This is a genomic window from Streptomyces olivochromogenes (genome assembly GCF_021538895.1).
Lineage (GTDB): Bacteria > Actinomycetota > Actinomycetes > Streptomycetales > Streptomycetaceae > Streptomyces > Streptomyces olivochromogenes_A.
This window is the reverse complement of sequence record NZ_JADDRL010000016.1, coordinates 33,531-50,194: the sequence shown is the minus strand read 5'-3', so window position 1 is coordinate 50,194 and position 16,664 is coordinate 33,531. Positions and strand designations below refer to the sequence as shown.

13 protein-coding genes are annotated in these 16,664 nt (G+C 73.7%); 11 read left to right on the top strand and 2 right to left on the bottom strand.

Annotation, left to right across the window (positions count from 1 at the left end):
- The first annotated feature begins 37 nt into the window (after window positions 1-37).
- Entirely contained in the window at window positions 38-2,503 is a 2,466-nt protein-coding gene (locus IPZ69_RS10530) for a SpoIIE family protein phosphatase (protein ID WP_235453837.1), read from the top strand.
- Between the two features lie 93 nt (window positions 2,504-2,596).
- Entirely contained in the window at window positions 2,597-3,064 is a 468-nt protein-coding gene (locus tag IPZ69_RS10525; RefSeq protein ID WP_235453776.1) for a PH domain-containing protein, read from the top strand.
- Window positions 3,065-3,183: 119 nt separating this feature from the next.
- Here IPZ69_RS10525 and arsM read toward each other — a convergent pair whose 3' ends face one another.
- The gene (arsM, locus tag IPZ69_RS10520) at window positions 3,184-3,939 is read right to left on the bottom strand and encodes an arsenite methyltransferase (protein ID WP_235453775.1); all 756 of its coding nucleotides are present in this window, start codon (window positions 3,937-3,939) and stop codon (window positions 3,184-3,186) included.
- A gap of 105 nt (window positions 3,940-4,044) precedes the next feature.
- On the opposite strand from arsM, the gene IPZ69_RS10515 reads away from it, so the two are divergent.
- The 4 genes from IPZ69_RS10515 to IPZ69_RS10500 all read left to right on the top strand — a co-directional run bounded on the left by IPZ69_RS10515 (window position 4,045) and on the right by IPZ69_RS10500 (window position 6,506).
- A complete protein-coding gene (locus IPZ69_RS10515; protein WP_374293146.1) occupies window positions 4,045-4,449 on the top strand; it encodes an ArsR/SmtB family transcription factor in 405 nt (134 codons plus the stop codon).
- A complete protein-coding gene (locus tag IPZ69_RS10510) occupies window positions 4,446-5,189 on the top strand; it encodes an aquaporin (RefSeq protein ID WP_235453774.1) in 744 nt (247 codons plus the stop codon). The genes IPZ69_RS10515 and IPZ69_RS10510 overlap by 4 nt, the downstream gene beginning before the upstream one ends.
- A 27-nt stretch (window positions 5,190-5,216) precedes the next feature.
- Window positions 5,217-5,627, top strand: a complete 411-nt coding sequence (locus IPZ69_RS10505) for an arsenate reductase ArsC (protein WP_235453773.1) — start codon at window positions 5,217-5,219, stop codon at window positions 5,625-5,627.
- Between the two features lie 120 nt (window positions 5,628-5,747).
- Window positions 5,748-6,506, top strand: a complete 759-nt coding sequence (locus IPZ69_RS10500; RefSeq protein ID WP_235453772.1) for an SDR family oxidoreductase — start codon at window positions 5,748-5,750, stop codon at window positions 6,504-6,506.
- Window positions 6,507-6,753: 247 nt separating this feature from the next.
- Here IPZ69_RS10500 and IPZ69_RS10495 read toward each other — a convergent pair whose 3' ends face one another.
- Window positions 6,754-7,659 carry a helix-turn-helix domain-containing protein gene (locus IPZ69_RS10495; RefSeq protein WP_235453771.1) on the bottom strand — a complete coding sequence of 302 codons (906 nt, stop codon included), beginning with the start codon at window positions 7,657-7,659 and terminating at the stop codon, window positions 6,754-6,756.
- A gap of 65 nt (window positions 7,660-7,724) precedes the next feature.
- Here IPZ69_RS10495 and IPZ69_RS10490 point away from each other — a divergent pair, with 65 nt between their 5' ends.
- From IPZ69_RS10490 to IPZ69_RS10470, 5 genes are all read left to right on the top strand, one after another.
- Window positions 7,725-9,266 (top strand): alpha/beta hydrolase, encoded by a 1,542-nt coding sequence (locus IPZ69_RS10490; protein ID WP_235453770.1) that lies wholly within the window; start codon window positions 7,725-7,727, stop codon window positions 9,264-9,266.
- Window positions 9,267-9,342: 76 nt separating this feature from the next.
- Complete coding sequence (locus IPZ69_RS10485) at window positions 9,343-9,957, top strand: hypothetical protein (protein ID WP_235453769.1); 615 nt, start codon at window positions 9,343-9,345, stop codon at window positions 9,955-9,957.
- 71 nt (window positions 9,958-10,028) lie between these two features.
- Window positions 10,029-11,177 (top strand): hypothetical protein, encoded by a 1,149-nt coding sequence (locus IPZ69_RS10480; RefSeq protein ID WP_235453768.1) that lies wholly within the window; start codon window positions 10,029-10,031, stop codon window positions 11,175-11,177.
- Between the two features lie 48 nt (window positions 11,178-11,225).
- Window positions 11,226-12,026, top strand: a complete 801-nt coding sequence (locus IPZ69_RS10475; RefSeq protein WP_235453767.1) for a TIGR03936 family radical SAM-associated protein — start codon at window positions 11,226-11,228, stop codon at window positions 12,024-12,026.
- Between the two features lie 264 nt (window positions 12,027-12,290).
- The gene (locus IPZ69_RS10470; RefSeq protein ID WP_235453766.1) at window positions 12,291-16,562 is read left to right on the top strand and encodes an Rne/Rng family ribonuclease; all 4,272 of its coding nucleotides are present in this window, start codon (window positions 12,291-12,293) and stop codon (window positions 16,560-16,562) included.
- Window positions 16,563-16,664: the final 102 nt, after the last annotated feature.

Here is a 16,664-nt window from a genome sequence, read left to right as displayed (position 1 = left end):
TCGGAGTGACGGAGGCGAGGTGGTGGCTGTAGTGGCTATGGGGACGCCGTCGATGCTGTTCAGCGAGAGTCCGGAGGATCCGTTCGCCCTCGGGCACGGAGCCACGGCCGTACTCGATGATCAGGGCACCGTGGTCGGCTGGAGCGTACGGGCCCAGGAACTGCTGGGCTATTCGGCCAAGGAAGTGATCGGACGGGCGTGGCGGGAGCTCCTGGTCGACACCCGTGACCTGCCGGTCGCGCGCTCCGTCGTCGTGAACGCCATGAGGTCGGGGGGCTGGTTCGGGGTCCTGCCCGTGCGGCACCGCGACGGGCGGCGGGTGGAGATGGGCTTCCGGGCCCGTGCGATCACTCGGGACGGGGACGGCCAGGAGTGGGTGCTGGTCGGAGCCCCCGCCGCGGAGGTCATCGCCTGGCAGCGGGACCGTGCGCTGCTCGACGGCCTGTACCGCCGGTCCCCGGTCGGTCTGGTCACCTACGGCCCGGACCGGAAGGTGCTTCGGGTCAACCGTGCCATCGCCAAGGCGAGCGGCGTCCCGGTCGATGCGCCGGTGGGCCATCACCCTCGCGACTTCATGGTGCAGGACGACGCGGCGCGGGCCGACGAGCGAGTACGGCACGTCCTGGAGACCGGCGAGCCGTTGATCTTCACGGAGCAGTCCGCGCGGGCCGCCCACGAACCCGGTCGCGAACGGATCGTGTCCGTCTCCGCGTTCCGGATGGAGGACCCCTCGGGCCGGGTGCTCGGCGTCGCCGAGACGATCGAGGACGTGACCGACCGCCACCGGGCGCAGCGCAGGCTCGCCCTGCTGAACGAGGCGAGCGCCCGGGTCGGAAACTCACTGGACGTGATCCGGACCGCCCGGGAACTGGCCGAGGTGGCCGTCGACGGCCTGGCCGACCTCTGCTCCGTGGACCTCATGAAGCCGGTGACACTGGGCGACGAACCGCCCCCCGGTGTGACGGGTCCGCTGCTGCGCGTGGCCCTCTCGCCCCCGGAGCGCCGCGTGCCGTACCACGAGGGCGAGGTGGTCCCGATCCTGCCGGAATCCGCGCAGGCGCGGTGCCTGGACGAGCGGCGCACCATTCTCGACCGGCAGCTGACCCTCCGCCCCGAGTGGTACGTCATGGACCGGCGACGGATCGAGGTCGCCTCGGGTCTCGGCGTTCATTCGCTGATCGCGGTGCCCCTGGTGGCGCGCGGCCTGATCCTGGGCGTGGTGAGCCTGTGGCGATCACGCCATTCGGAGCCCTTCGAGGACGACGACGCCGCGGTGGCCCAGGAGATCTCCTCGCGCGCGGCCGTCTGCATCGACAACGCGCGCCGCTTCACCCAGCAGCAGAACGCCGCGCTGACCCTCCAGCGCAGTCTGCTGCCGAGCGCGGCGACCGACCTGCCGGCCGTCGAGGTGGCCTGCCGGTACCTCCCGGCCAGCGGCGAACCGGGCATCGGCGGCGACTGGTTCGACGTGATCCCGCTGTCGGGAGCCCGGGTCGCCCTCGTCGTGGGGGACGTGGTCGGCCACGGGATCCACGCCGCGGCCTCGATGGGCCGCCTGCGGGCCGCCGTGCGCACCCTGGCCAGCCTCGACCTCGAACCCGACGAGGTGATGGCCCGGCTGGACGATCTGGTCAGCCTGCTGGCCGCCGAGGTGGAGGCGAACGCCCACGGCAACGGGTCGGCGGACGAGCAGGTGCTCGGGGCCACCTGCCTCTACGCCGTCTACGACCCGGTGTCCCGGCACTGCTCCCTGGCCCGCGCCGGCCACCCGGCACCCCTGCTGTCCACGCCGGACGGCGAGGTGACCGTGCTCGACCCGCCCGCGGGGCCGCCGCTCGGCCTGGGCGGACTGCCGTTCGAGACGTACGACCTCGATCTCCCCGAGGGCAGCCTGCTCGCGCTCTACACCAACGGCCTCCTGGAGGCGCGCAGCGGCGACATCGACGCCGCGCTGGAGAGCCTGCGCACATGTCTCTCCGCCGTCGGCGATCCGCTGGACCACACCTGCCACGCCGTGATCGAAGCGCTGCTGCCGGTCGGCCACGTCCCCGCCGACGACATCGCGCTGCTCATCGCCCGGACCCGGGTGCTGCCGCCGGAGAACGTCGCCTCGTGGGAGCTGCCCCTGGAGGCGACCTCCGCCGCCCGGGCGAGGGAGCTGACCACGGCGCAACTGACCGAATGGGGGCTGGAGGAGCTGGCCTTCACCACCGAGCTGGTCGCCAGCGAACTCGTCACCAACACCTACCGGTACGCGGAGGGCCCCGTCACGCTGCGCCTGATCCGTACGCAGACCCTGATCTGCGAAGTGTCCGACACCAGCCACACCTCCCCGCACCTCAGGCGGGCGCAGAGCACGGACGAGGGTGGACGCGGGCTCTTCCTGGTCGCGCAGCTCACCGAGCGGTGGGGCACCCGCTACACCCACGACGGCAAGACCGTCTGGACGGAGCAGCCGCTGCCGCCCACGGCCGGCGACGAAAAGCCGCCGGAGGCCGACTGACCGCCACCGCGGACCGGATCCGTCAGAAACACGCTGGTCACGGGGCGGGGGTCGTGCGAACATCCCTCGTCGACGGCCGTCACGGTGGCCTGGGTGCTGCTGTTTCTCCGCCGGGGTTTCACCCGGGTCGACACGGGCGGCGTCGTCATCCACGGCGCCTTCCGTGCCCGTCGCCTCCCCTGGAGCGAGATCTACGAACTCGACGTACGGCAGGCTCCCCAGGCGAACAGGGCCGGGGCGTTCGTCGGCACCCTGGACGGCCGTCGTCGTTCGCTGCCGCAGCTGAACGAGTGGCAGGTGGACGGGCTGCGCACGCCCATGGCCGAGCAGGCCCTGCGGCGACGCGCGGGGCGGATGCGCTCCGTGAGCCGCGCGATCGTCGCGGCCCTGGTGACCTGGCTGCTGATGCTCGCCCTGTGGCTCGTGCTGCTCGCCACCGGCCAGGGTCCGTCCGTACGCCTGCAGCTCCTGTGGATTCCGGTCGCCGCCCTCGTGCTCTTCGTCGCCTTCTTCCGGTGGCGCTGGGAGTCGTGCGTGCCCCGCGAGAGAGACCTCTGGTAGCAATCGCGACGCCGTGGAGCCTCAGCGGCTCGGCGGGCGGCGCGACCCGTGACTTCGAGTGGATGTCCTCTTCGTCGCCGAGCAGACGTGACGGAGCACCACCTCGGGTTCACCGTCGCTCAGGACGCGGCGGGCTTGTCGGCGTGCACGATCGCCGAGTGCATGCCGTCGGCCACGCCGTGGGTCGGGGTGATCTCGACGTTCGTGAAGCCCGCCGCTTCGAGGCCCTCGCGGTACTCGGCGAAGGAGAGGGCACCCGCGATGCAGCCGGCGTGGTCGCCGCGCTCGGCTCGTTGCCCGGGGGTGAGGGAGTCGTCCGCGACCACGTCGGACACGCCGATCCGGCCACCCGGCTTCAGGACCCGGAACATCTCGGCGAACACCGCGGGCTTGTCCGTGGACAGGTTGATCACGCAGTTCGAGATCACCACGTCGATGGTGTGCGCGGGCAGCGGGACGGCCTCGATCGTGCCCTTCAGGAACTCCACGTTCGTCGCGCCCGCCCTCGCGGCGTTGGCCAGGGCGAGGGTGAGCATCTCCTCGGTCATGTCGAGCCCGTACGCCTTGCCCGCGGGGCCGACGCGGCGCGCCGAGAGCAGGACGTCGATGCCGCCGCCGGAGCCGAGGTCGAGGACGTGTTCGCCCTCGCGGAGATCGGCCACGGCGGTGGGGTTGCCGCACCCGAGGGAGGCGGCCACGGCCTCGGCGGGGAGCGTGTCGCGTTCGTCCGGGGTGTAGAGGGTGGAGCCGAAGTTCTCGTCGATCTCGACGGGCCGGGGCCCGCAACAGGCGGTGCCGCCTTCGGTGACCTTGGTGGCCGCGGCCGCGTAGCGCCGGCGGACGGTCTCGCGCAGGTCTGTGGACTGCTCGGGCATGAGTCACTCCTGGATGACGAGGCACGGCGATGCCCCGGAACGGCTTGTATTGACGTTCGTTGATGCAACCTTGCGCCCTGGATAGAAGAACGTCAACATAGACGTGTGTCGAAACAAAGGCTCGAAATCATCGGCCAGGACGTGGACGTGGACGTGGATGCGGACGCAGGCGCCGACGCCTGCTGCCGGCGGCTCGCCGCCGCTCCGCTGGACGACGACCGGGCGGCGGAGCTGGCCAAGGTGTTCAAGGCCCTCGGCGACCCGGTGCGGCTGCGGCTGCTGTCGATGATCGCTTCGCAGGACGACGGCGAGGTGTGCGTGTGCGAGCTGACGCCCGCCTTCGATCTGTCCCAGCCGACGATCTCCCACCACCTCAAGCTGCTGCGCCAGGCCGGCCTCATCGACTGCGAACGGCGCGGGACGTGGGTGTACTACTGGGCCCTGCCCGACGCCCTGGCCCGGCTGGCCTCGTTCCTGACCGTCCCCCGGAGCGCCGGGGCGACCGCGTGACCGCCTCGCTCGGGCGGCGCGTGGCGGCCGAGGCGGTGGGTACGGCCGCGCTGGTCGCCGTGGTGGTCGGCTCCGGCATCCAGGCGACCGAGCTGTCACGGGACGTCGGTGTGCAACTGCTGGCCAACTCCCTCGCCACCGTCTTCGGCCTCGGCGTGCTGATCGCCCTGCTGGGCCCGGTCTCCGGCGCCCACTTCAACCCGGCCGTCACGCTGGCCGCGTGGCTGACCGGCCGCAGGAACGGGGACGGCCTGACCGCGCGGGAGGTGGCGGCGTACATACCCGCGCAGATCGCCGGGGCCGTCACGGGCGCGATCCTGGCCGACGCGATGTTCGCGCGGCGGTGGGTGAAGTGGTCCACGCACGACCGCTTCGCCGGTCATCTGTGGCTGGGCGAGGTCGTGGCGACCGCCGGGTTGATCCTGCTGGTCCTCGGACTGACCCGGACCCGACGGGACCACCTGGCCCCGGTGGCGGTGGCCTCCTTCATCGGGGCCGCCTACTGGTTCACCTCGTCGACCTCGTTCGCGAACCCGGCGGTGACCGTCGGCCGCGCCTTCACCGACTCGTTCGCCGGCATCGCCCCGGCCTCCGTAGCACCGTTCGTCGCCGCCCAACTGGTCGGCGCCGCCGTCGGCCTCGGCCTGCTGCTCGCGATCTTCGGCCCCACGGCTCCGGCCGGACCGCGCGTCACCGCTTCCCACCCCGACACCGCGCTGACCTCCCCCTCCACCCGCTGACCCACTCCTCCCGGAAAGACCTGGCCCATGACCGTCCCCACGCCCCGCCCCTCGGTGCTGTTCGTCTGCGTCCACAACGCCGGGCGCTCCCAGATGGCCGCCGCGTTCCTCACCCAGATCGCCGGAGACAGGGTCGAGGTCCGCTCCGCCGGCTCCGCTCCGGCCGACACCGTCAATCCGGCGGTGGTGGAGGCGATGCGGGAAGCCGGCGTCGACCTCTCCGCAGAGACCCCGAAGGTGCTGACCGTCGAGGCCGTACGGGCGTCGGACGTGGTGATCACCATGGGCTGCGGCGACACCTGTCCCGTCTTCCCCGGCAAGAGGTACCTGGACTGGCAGCTCGACGACCCCGCCGGGCAGGGCGTCGACGCGGTACGCCCGATCCGCGACGACATCGAACGGCGCGTCCGCACTCTGGTGGCCGAACTGGAGGGCTGATCGCACCGGCGCGATGCCCGTGGGCCTCTGGGAGGCGATCAGCGGCCCGGAGCGCGACGATGGGAGACCGGGCCGGGAGCCGGAAGGCCGGGGCCGGGGAGCCGATCTCTGGAGGTGCGGATGTCGGGTGAGGGTGCTGCCGGCCACGCGCGTCGGCCCGACCTCGCCGATCAGACCGTCGTCGTGATCGGCGGCAGTTCGGGCATCGGGCTGGAGACCGCCCGCCTGGTACGCGCGAGCGGCGGGCAGCTGGTCCTGGTGGGACGCAACCCCGAACGGCTGGAGCGGGCCGCCCGCGAGCTGGAGCCGTTGAGTACGGCGGCCTTCGACGTCACCGACGTCGACCGCCTCCAGCGGTTCTTCCAGGAGTTGCCGGGCCAGGTCGACCATGTGCTGGTCACGGCCGGCCGCCCGTCCTACGTGCCGCTGGCGGACATGGACCTCACCGCCGCCCGCGACGAGATCGCCGACCGCCTCACCGCGACGCTCGCGGTCGCCCTGCACGGCCGCGACAAGGTCCGAGCCGGAGGGACGCTGCTGTTCATCGGCGGTACGGGCGGTCGGCGCCCCGGTGTCGGCATGTCCGTCATCTCCGCCCTCACCGCGGCCCTGCCCGCCCTCGCCGCCAACCTGGCGCTCGAACTGGCGCCGGTCCGGGTGAACGTCATCGCCGCCGGGTTCGTCGACACCCCGCTGTCGGCGTCCCTCCTGGGCGATCGGATCGAGGCCCGGCGCGAGGAACTGCGCGCCACACTGCCGATCCGGCGGGTCGTCGGCCCGGCCGACGTCGCCTCCCTGGCCGTACACATCATGACGAACGACGCGCTGACCGGGGCGACGTACGACATCGACGGCGGACAGCAGCTCCTGTCCCACTGACGGCCCACGGCCTCGACACCACTGGCCGCCGGGGCCTCACCGACCTCCGGGAGCGTGAAGGCGTGACCATGGACGACGACAGGGACATCCTGCGGCGTGGTGTTCGAGGACGTCGACGTGCCCGGACTGCGGACCAGGGACGGGATCGCCGCGATCGAGGGGAATCTGCTGGGCATCGGGCAGGCGGTCGGCTGAGCGGAACGGGCGTTCCGCGGTCCGGAGTTCCGCGCTCAGCCCGTCGCCGCGCTCAGACCGTCGCCGTGCTCGCGGTCAGCGCCTCGCGGAGCCAGGAGTCCGCGGCGCCCAGGGTCGGGCCGGGGACCAGCTCGCCCGCCAGCTGCCAGTACCGCGACATCACCGGGTGGTCCGTCGCGGCGAGTCCGGCGGTGAGGGTGCGGCGGAAGGCGGGGGTGTCCCGGGCGGCACTGGCGCGGGCGTGGGCGGCCACATAGCAGTCCAGGGCCTCGCCGGGGCCGGGGGAGCGGTTGGCCCGTAGAGCGCGTTCCACCAGGTCGTAGGCCTCGTACAGGCCGTCGTAGAGCAGGTCGGGGTGCGCGGCCGTGGCGGGTCGGTGGGTCGCCAGGCAGCCGTCCGTGGCGGCCGTCGCCAGGGCGTGCAGCCGGGCGAAGGCGACGACCTGGTCCGGCGTCGGGTCCGCGGGAGGCTGGGGTATGGCCGCCTCGGCGACCGCGGAGCGCAGGCGGGCGGACAGGCGCACCGGAAGCAGCCGGCGCCAGTAGTGCGCGAGCGCGGCCGTGCTGGGCGGGACGCTCACCGCCCCGATCAGCTCCAGGCGTTCCGCCACCTGCTCGGGACCGCCTTCCTGTACGGCCCGCAGCGCGGCCTCGCGCCAGCGCAGCGCGGCGAGTTGAGTGCCGACGTCGTCCAACTGCCGTGTCACCACGGCCTCCAGGGAGTCGTCCCCGGAGTCCAGAACCCGGCCGATCTCGGGCACGGGCACACCGAGCGAGCGCAGCGCGCGGATCGTGCGCAGCCGGGCCGACGCCTCGGGGCCGTAACGGCGGTGGCCACCGGAGCTGCGCGAGGCTGCGGGCAGCAGCCCCTGGTCGGAGTAGAAGCGGACCGTCTTGACCGTGGTCCTCGCGTGCGCGGCGAGCTCGCCGATGCTCATGCCGTCCGGGTCCGTGGGCAAGGGTTGAACCTCCCTCAGGGGGAGTTCCTAGGTTACCCGCGACGACCCCGCCCCTGGAGGTGCTGATGACTGTATTCGTGCTGGTCTCCGGTCCGTTCACCGACGAGCGCGTCTGGAGCGAGGTGACCGGGCCGCTGCGGGAGTCCGGCGCCGAGGCGCACCCGGTGACCCTGAGCCGGTGGCCCGGGGCCGACCTTCAGACGCATGTCGACGACGTGGTCCGGCTGATCGACTCCCTGGAGCCCGGGCCGGACGCAAAGGTGGTGCTGGTCGGCCACGACTACGCCGTCCACCCGGTGCTGGGCGCGGCCGACCGCAGGCCGGAGCGGATCGCCCGCATCGTGTACCTGGACGCCGGACTGCCGCAGGACGGCGACCCGGCGCTGGCCCTGGTGCCCGACCCGGCGGTGGGCGAACTCCTGCGCGCGGACGCCGACTCCGGGCGGGAACCGGCATCGGCGACGGCACCGGCACCGGCCCCGGTACCCGTCCCGGCTCCGGAGGAGTGGCGGCGCTGGGGCAGCACGGAGGGACTGTCGGCGGAGCGGCTGCGGCAGCTGACCGCTCTCGCCGCCCCGCAGCCCGCGCGCACGCTGACGCGACCGCTGCGGCTGACGGGCGCCGCGGCGGACGTGCCCACCACCGGAATCCTGTGCACGGCGGGCGGGGTCACCTTCGAGACGGTGCAGGCCCTGGTGCGCACCGGCCCGCCGCAGTTCCGCAGGCTGGCCGACCCACGGGTGGGCTTCTTCGAACTGGCCACCGGCCACTGGCCGATGCTCTCCCGCCCGCGGGAGCTGGCCGAGGTGCTGCTCCGCGCGGCCGCGGGCGTGGGCCGCCGGCTGACGGCACCCGAGGGCGAGTGGGACCCGTTCCGCGAGCCCTTCCTGCTCGACGTCCCGGAGCTGCCGCGGGTGCGCGACGGCCGCCTGGACCTGCACCTGCCGGAGCCGGACCCGGCGCGCGGGCCACGGCCCGCGGTGCTGTTCGTGCACGGCGGCCCGGTGTCGCGCGACCTCGACGCCACGCCGCGCGAGTGGCCGTTCTACGTCGGCTACGCCCGCTACGCGGCGAGCCTGGGCGCGGTGGGCGCCGTCGTGGACCACCGCCTGCACGGCATCGCCGACTACGCGCGGGCCGCGGGGGACGTGGCCGCGGCCGTGGAACTGCTGCGCGCCGACCCCCGCGTCGACCCCGGGCGCATCGCCGTGTGGGTCTTCTCCGGCGGGGGCCTGCTCGCCGCCGACTGGATCACCGCCCCGCCCCGGTGGCTGCGCTGCCTGGCCCTCACCTATCCGATCCTGGCTCCGCTGCCGGGCTGGGGCGCGGTCGGCGCCCGTTTCCACCCGGTCGACGCGCTGCCGGCCGACGGCGGGGCGCTGCCGCCCCTGGTGCTGACCCGGGCGGGCCGGGAGACGCCGCAGATCGCCGCCACGGTCGAGTCGTTCCTGGACAGGGCGGCGCGGACGAAGGCCCCGGTCGAGGTCATCGACGTACCGCACGGCGTCCACGGCTTCGAGATCCACAACCGGACGGACGAGTCCCGCGAGGCCGTGACCCGTGCGATGCGCACGGTGCTCGGGCACCTGGGGGTCACACCCGCGTAGACGGCATGCGAAGGACACGCACCCACGGCAGGCTGGGAAGGGAGGGGGCGGGCCCGACGAGCGAGGGAGAACCCTCATGGGGCAGCAGTCGACGCGGGCGGCGACGAACGTGGCGGCCGAGAAACCCGCCGCGGGCGGCGGCGTGTTCCTGTCCTTCGCGCCGTGGATCATCTTCGGCGTCGTCGCGAGCCCCAGCACCTGGAAGTACGCGGCGCTGGCCGCGCTGGTCGCCGTGATCGGCCTGTCCGGGAGGGACATGCTCCGGGGCCGGTTCTACGTGCTCGACATGGTCGGCATCGTGTTCTTCGCCGTGATCTCGGTCCTCGCGCTCGCGCTGGACCGGTCGCAACTCGTCTGGCTCGAAACGTATGCGCAGGTCATCTCCAACGGAATCGTGGCCCTCGTCGCGCTGGGATCGCTGGCCGTCGATCCCTTCACCGCGCAGTACGCCCGGCGGACGACCGACCCGAGCGTGTGGGACTCGCCCGTCTTCAAGCACATCAACCAGGTGCTGACCGCCGCCTGGGGAGCGGTCTTCGCGCTCATGGCCGTCTCGACCTGGCTGGCCGTCCGCGTCCCCTCCCTGGACGACTGGTTCAACTGGGTCGTCCCCGTGGTGCTGTTGGTCGCCGTCGTGAAGTTCACGGAGCGCTATCCGGAGGCCTACAAGCAACGGGCCCTCGCCACCTGACCGACCGCACGGATCCGTCCTTTCCACGGAGACAGGGCATCCGTACGAGGGGCTGCGGCGTCTACGCGGGTATGGATTTCGAAAAGGCGCCCGAACCGCGGCGACCGGAACCCGAGGGGTGCCTGGTCGTCGCGGTGCGCATCCCCGTACGCATCGTCGTGCTCGTGCTGGTGGTGCCGGTACGGATGCTGTGGGACGCGCTCGTCGCCGGCGGGCGGCTGCTGCGGGACACCGTGCTCAGGCCGCTCGGCCGGGCGCTGCGGTGGGTGGCCAAGGCCCTGTTCGTCTGGCCGTTCGTCGCCCTGTGGCGGTACGTCCTCGTGCCCGTCGGCCGGGCCCTCGCCTGGCTCGGCCGCGTCCTCCTCGTCGTCCCGGCGCTGTGGTTCCACCGGTACGTACTGACTCCGGTGGGGCAGGCCCTCGCCCGGGCGGCGCGTGGGATCGGGGCCGCAATCGCCTGGGTGGCGCGCGGTGTCGGGGCCGGGTTCGCCTGGATCAACGCGCGCCTGCTGACCCCGGTCGGGCGCGCCCTGATGTGGCTCCTCACGGGCATCGGGGCCGTGTGCGCGGCCATCGGCCTGGGGGTCTACACCGCCGCCGCCTGGCTGGTGCGGTACCTGCTCGTCGTCCCCGCCCTGTGGCTGTACGAGTGGTTCCTCGCGCCGGTCGGACGGGCGATCGCCTGGTGCGCCCAGGGCCTCGTGTGGCTGCTGGGCCTGCTCGTCACCGGCATCGGCATGGGCCTGTACTGGACCACCCGGATCCTGGTGGTGCTGCCCGCCCTCGCCCTGTGGCGCTGGGTTTTGGTGCCTGTCGGCCGGGTCCTCGCCGTAGTCGGACGCGAGATCGCCGACGCGCTCGGGCACGCGTGGCGCATCGCCGGGCGGATCTCGCTCGCCGTCGGCCGGTTCCTCGGCACTCTCTTCCGATGGATTTTCGTGGACCCGGTGCGCTGGGTGTACCGGACGGTCCTCACCCCGGTCGGCCACGTCGTACGGGACGTCGTGCTGCGCCCGGCCGCCGAGGCCGCGCGCGCCGTGGGCCGAACCGCCCGGCAGGCCCTGACCACCGCCCGGGAGACGGTCCGACAGGCGCGCGCTGACTTCCGCCGGATGCTGTTCGGCGAGCAGCGGCAGCCGCAGGCCGTGGGCCGACGGGAACCGCCGGGCCGTGACACACGTACTCTTGGTAGCAGTACGACCGCTCTCACGAAGGACTGAACGACACTGGGCAAGCGACAGCCCGAAGGCCCGCCGCCCGCACCGGCGGTGCAGCGCATCCGACTGCGCTACACCAAGCGCGGCCGCCTCCGGTTCACCAGCCACCGTGACTTCCAGCGCGCCTTCGAGCGTGCGTTGCGCCGTGCCGAGGTGCCGATGGCGTACTCGGCAGGTTTCACGCCGCATCCGAAGGTGTCGTACGCCAATGCCGCACCCACCGGCACGGGCAGTGAGGCGGAATACCTGGAGATCGCACTCGCCGAGGCCCGCGATCCGCAAGCCCTGCGGAGCCTCCTCGACGAGTCACTGCCCGCCGGGCTCGACATCGTCGACGCGGTCGAGGCACACACCTCGGGCCTCGCCGACCGGCTGACCGCTTCCGTCTGGGAGCTGCGGCTGGACGGCGTCGACCCGGCCGGCGCCGAGCGCGCGGTCGAGGCCTTCACCCGGGCCGAGACCGTCGAAGTGCAGCGCATGACCAAGAACGGCGTCCGCACCTTCGACGCCCGTTCCGCCGTGGTGACCCTGGAGAGCCGGGCCAGCACGGAAACGCAAGGTTCGCAGGCTGATAGGCCGAGCGACCCGCCCTGTGCGATACTGCGGCTGGTTGTTCGGCACGTGACGCCTGCCGTACGACCCGACGACGTCCTGTCCGGTCTCCGCGCCGTGGCCGACCTGGCGCCGCCGGTCCCCGCAGCGGTGACCAGGCTGGCGCAGGGGCTGTTCGATGAAGAGACCGGCACGGTGACCGACCCGCTCGCGCCCGACCGCGAGGCAGCAGCGACCGAGCCCCACCCGGCCGCCCTGACTGCCGCCGCGACGGCGCCGGTGCCGGAAGGTTCCGCGTAAGGACGGACGTCGAAAGCGTCGCCCTTGTACTCGGGAGCCACCTGGGTCGGGCAGCGCCACCGACCAGAAGACTTTCGCCAGGCCGTAAGCGACAAGGCGTACGGAACCGGCGAGACAGGACACAGAGAGCTCCCGTGTGGCGCCCGCGCCCCGGACGGCGGCCATCGCGCATCGCGCGGGCCGCGGACGTCAACGGTGGTCGATCCTTGTGATCGACGCCGGACCAGGCGCGGCGCCCGGGAGCCTGACGGGAGAAACGCCCGCATGCTCGAACCGACCGAGCCCACCGAGGGCTCCGAACTGAACACCCCCAGCGACACCCTGCCCCCGCGCAGGCGTCGCCGTGCCGCGTCGCGCCCGGCGGGTCCCCCCGCCGCCGCCGAGAACGCGGCCGAGGTCACCACGCCGGCCATACCGGCCGCCGACCTCACGCAGGAGCCGGCCGCCGCCCAGGCGCCGGAGACCGAGGAGATCACCGAGCCGGTCGAGGCCGCCGAGGCCGAGGTCGTCGAGGTGCCCGCCGCTGTCGAGGAGGCCGCGCCGCGCACGCGTCGTCGTGCCACCCGCCGCGCGTCCGCGCCCGCCGGAAGGCCCGCGGCCGCGGAGGCCGCCGAGACCGTCGTGTCGGCCGCCGCCACGACTCCGGCCGCCGAGGTCGTCGAGACCGCCCCGGCCGCCGAGGAGAAGCCCGCCGTGGAGGAAGCCGCGCCCGCGCCGCGTACGCGCCGCCGTGCCACCCGCCGCGTGTCGGCTCCCGCCGACGCGCCCGAGCCGGTCGAGGCCGCTGAGACGGCGGAGACCGCTGAGACCGCTGCCGCCGAAGAGACGGCTGAGGTCGTCGAGGCGCCCGCGCCTGTGGAGGAGGCAGCGCCGCGTACGCGTCGTCGTGCCGCCCGCCGTGCGTCCGCGCCGGCCGGTGCGCCCGCGGCCGCGGAGGTCGCCGAGACCGTCGTCACGGCTGCCGAGACCGCTGAGACCGCTGCCCCGGCTGCCGAGGCCGAGGTCGTCGAGGCGCCCGCCGCTGTCGAGGAGGCCGCGCCGCGCACGCGCCGTCGTGCCACCCGCCGTGCCTCCGCGCCCGCCGGTGCGCCGAAGGCCGCCGAAACCACCGAGACCGCTGAGGTCGCCGAGGTCACCGAGCCGGTCCAAGCCGCGCCGGTCGCCGAAGCCGTCGAGACCCCCGAGGTCGCCGAGACCCCCGAGGCCGGCGAGGAGGCCGCTTCGCGTCGCGTCCGGCGCCGTGCCACGCGCCGCGTGTCCGCGCCCGTCGGTGCCCCCGCCGCCGAGGAGGCCCCCGTGGCCGCCGAGCAGCCCGAGCCCGCCCCGGTCGCCGTCGAGGCCGCCGCCGAGGACACCGAGGGTGCCGCCCCGCGTCGTGGCCGGCGCCGGGCCGTGCGCCGGGCCGCCGGCGGGTTCTCCGAGCCCGCGCCGCAGCCCGGGCAGCCCGAGCAGCCGGCCGCCGCCGAGCCCGCCGCCGAGGCCGAGGGCCCGCGCCGTCCCGCACGTCCCGCCGTGGCCGTGTTCCAGGCGCCCGTGTTCGCCGAGCCGAGGTTCCAGACCCCGGAGCGGGCCGCGGCCGAGGCCGCCGCCGAGTCGGCCGTGGTCGAGGAGACCGAGGAGTTCCCCGAGGAGCAGGCCGGGGCGCGCCGCCGCCGTCGCCGCCGGGGTGCCGGGTACGGCGACGAGGCAGAGGCTCAGACCCAGACCGTCGAGACCCCCGTCGCCCAGGAGGCGGAGGCCGAGGAGCCTGAAGACGCCGAGGAGGCCGAGGAGCCCGAGGAGTCCGTCGAGGACCTCGCCGAGGGCGAGGAGGCCGAGGAGACCGGCTCGCGTCGCCGTCGTCGCCGCGGCGGCCGTCGCCGTCGCCGGGGTGAGGCCGCGGACGGCGAGGCCGGCGAGGGCCCGGACGCCGAGTCCGACGAACTCGCCGCCGCGCAGGCCGCGCAGGACGCCGAGGACACCGCCGAGCAGGAGGAAGAGGACGCCGACGAGGACCACGGCGACGAGGCCTCCGGTTCCTCCGCCAGCAGCCGTCGCCGCCGGCGCCGTCGTCGCCGTGCCGGTGACAGCGCCGCCGACACCGAGCCCGACGAGGGCGACCCGGAGCGCACGGTCGTCAAGGTCCGCGAGCCCCGCAAGCCGTCCGAGCCGTCCGACGAGGTGCAGTCCATCAAGGGCTCGACCCGTCTGGAGGCCAAGAAGCAGCGCCGCCGGGAAGGCCGTGAGCAGGGACGCCGTCGCGTTCCGATCATCACCGAGGCCGAGTTCCTGGCCCGCCGCGAGGCCGTCGAGCGCGTGATGGTCGTCCGCCAGAACGGCGACCGTACGCAGATCGGCGTCCTGGAGGACGGCGTGCTCGTCGAGCACTACGTCAACAAGGAGCAGTCGACCTCGTACGTCGGCAACGTCTACCTGGGCAAGGTCCAGAACGTACTGCCGTCGATGGAGGCCGCCTTCATCGACATCGGCAAGGGCCGCAACGCGGTCCTGTACGCCGGTGAGGTCAACTTCGAGGCGCTGGGCATGGCCAACGGCCCGCGCCGCATCGAGTCCGCCCTGAAGTCCGGTCAGTCGGTGCTCGTCCAGGTGACGAAGGACCCGATCGGCCACAAGGGCGCCCGCCTGACCAGCCAGGTCTCCCTCCCGGGCCGCTACCTCGTGTACGTCCCCGAGGGCTCGATGACCGGCATCAGCCGCAAGCTGCCCGACACCGAGCGCGCCCGGCTGAAGACCATCCTCAAGAAGATCGTTCCCGAGGACGCGGGCGTCATCGTGCGCACCGCCGCCGAGGGCGCGAGCGAGGACGAGCTGCGCCGGGACGTCGAGCGGCTGCAGTCGCAGTGGGAGGAAATCCAGAAGAAGTCGAAGAACGGCGGCAGTTCGAGCGCGCCTTCGCTGCTGTACGGCGAGCCGGACATGACCGTCCGGGTCGTGCGCGACATCTTCAACGAGGACTTCTCCAAGGTCGTCGTCAGCGGCGACGACGCCTGGTCGACCGTCCACGGGTACGTCTCGCACGTCGCCCCGGACCTCGCCGACCGGCTGTCGAAGTGGACCTCCGAGGTCGACGTCTTCGCCACCTACCGGATCGACGAGCAGCTCGCCAAGGCGCTGGACCGCAAGGTCTGGCTGCCCAGCGGCGGTTCGCTGGTGATCGACCGGACCGAGGCGATGGTCGTCGTCGACGTCAACACCGGCAAGTTCACCGGCCAGGGCGGCAACCTCGAAGAGACCGTCACCCGCAACAACCTGGAGGCGGCCGAGGAGATCGTGCGTCAGCTGCGGCTGCGCGACCTCGGCGGCATCATCGTCATCGACTTCATCGACATGGTCCTGGAGTCGAACCGCGACCTGGTCCTGCGGCGCCTCCTCGAGTGCCTGGGCCGGGACCGTACGAAGCACCAGGTCGCCGAGGTGACCTCGCTGGGTCTCGTGCAGATGACCCGCAAGCGGGTCGGCCAGGGCCTGCTGGAGTCCTTCTCCGAGACCTGCGTCCACTGCAACGGCCGTGGCGTCATCGTGCACATGGAGCAGCCGACCGCCGCGGGCGGTGGCGGCAAACGCAAGAAGCGCGGTCGCGGTGGCGACGGGCAGCCGCACGAGCACGAGACCGCCGCGACGGCCGTGGAGACCGGCGAGGCCGTCGAGCCGGAGCCGGAGACCGCCGCCGAGGTCGCGGCCGAGGCCGCCGAGCCGGTGGCGCTGCCCGCGCCCGACTTCGCGCCGGACGAGGAGCTGTACAGCAGCATCGCCGAGGCGGAGGCGGCGGCCACGCGTGGCCGTTCGCGCCGCCGGGCGAGCCGCCGGGCCTCGGCTCCGGCCGGTGCGCCCAGGGCGGAGTCGGTGAAGGGCCCGAAGGCGGACGGCCCGGTGGCGCAGGCCGCCGAGGTGCCGACCGCGCAGACGGTCACGGCCGCCGAGGAGGCCGGGCGTCCGGTGCTGGCGGAGCCCGCCGCCGAGGCGCACGCCGAGCCCGTGGCCGTCGAGGACCCGGTGGTCACGCCGGTCGAGGAGGCCGCGCCGACGGGCCGTACGCGTCGCCGTGCGACCCGTAAGGTCTCCGCACCGGCCGGTTCCCCGGCGGGTGCCGAGGCGGCCGTGGTGACGGTCCCCGAGACCGCGCCCGCCGTGGCGGCCCCGGTCGAGCAGCCCGAGGCCCAGGCCCCGGCCGAGGAGGCGCCCGCCGAGGCCGCCGCTCCGGCCCGCCCGCGCCGCCGTGCCGTGCGCAAGGCCACCGCGCCGACCGCGTCCGAGGAGACGGCCGTCACGGTCGTCCCGTCGGCCGCGACGGACGAGGCCCCGGCCGAGGCCGAGGTCTCCGCGGAGGCCGAGGAGGCGGCGCCGGCCAAGAAGGCGGCCCGCAAGACCGCCAAGAAGGCCACGGCGAAGAAGGCCGCCACGAAGAAGACCGCGGCCAAGAAGACGGTCGCGGCGAAGAAGACGACGGCCAAGAAGGCGGCCAAGACCGCCAAGACGGCCGCCGCGAAGTCGACGGCGAAGAAGACCACGGTCTCCGCCGCCGCCGACGAGGCCTGATCCTGATCCGAGGTGCGGCCGGTCCGAGTGACCGGCCGCACCCCTCGGGGCCCGGTTTGACCCCCTCGGCCACCGCCCCGTAACCTAGACCGTCGGCGTGTC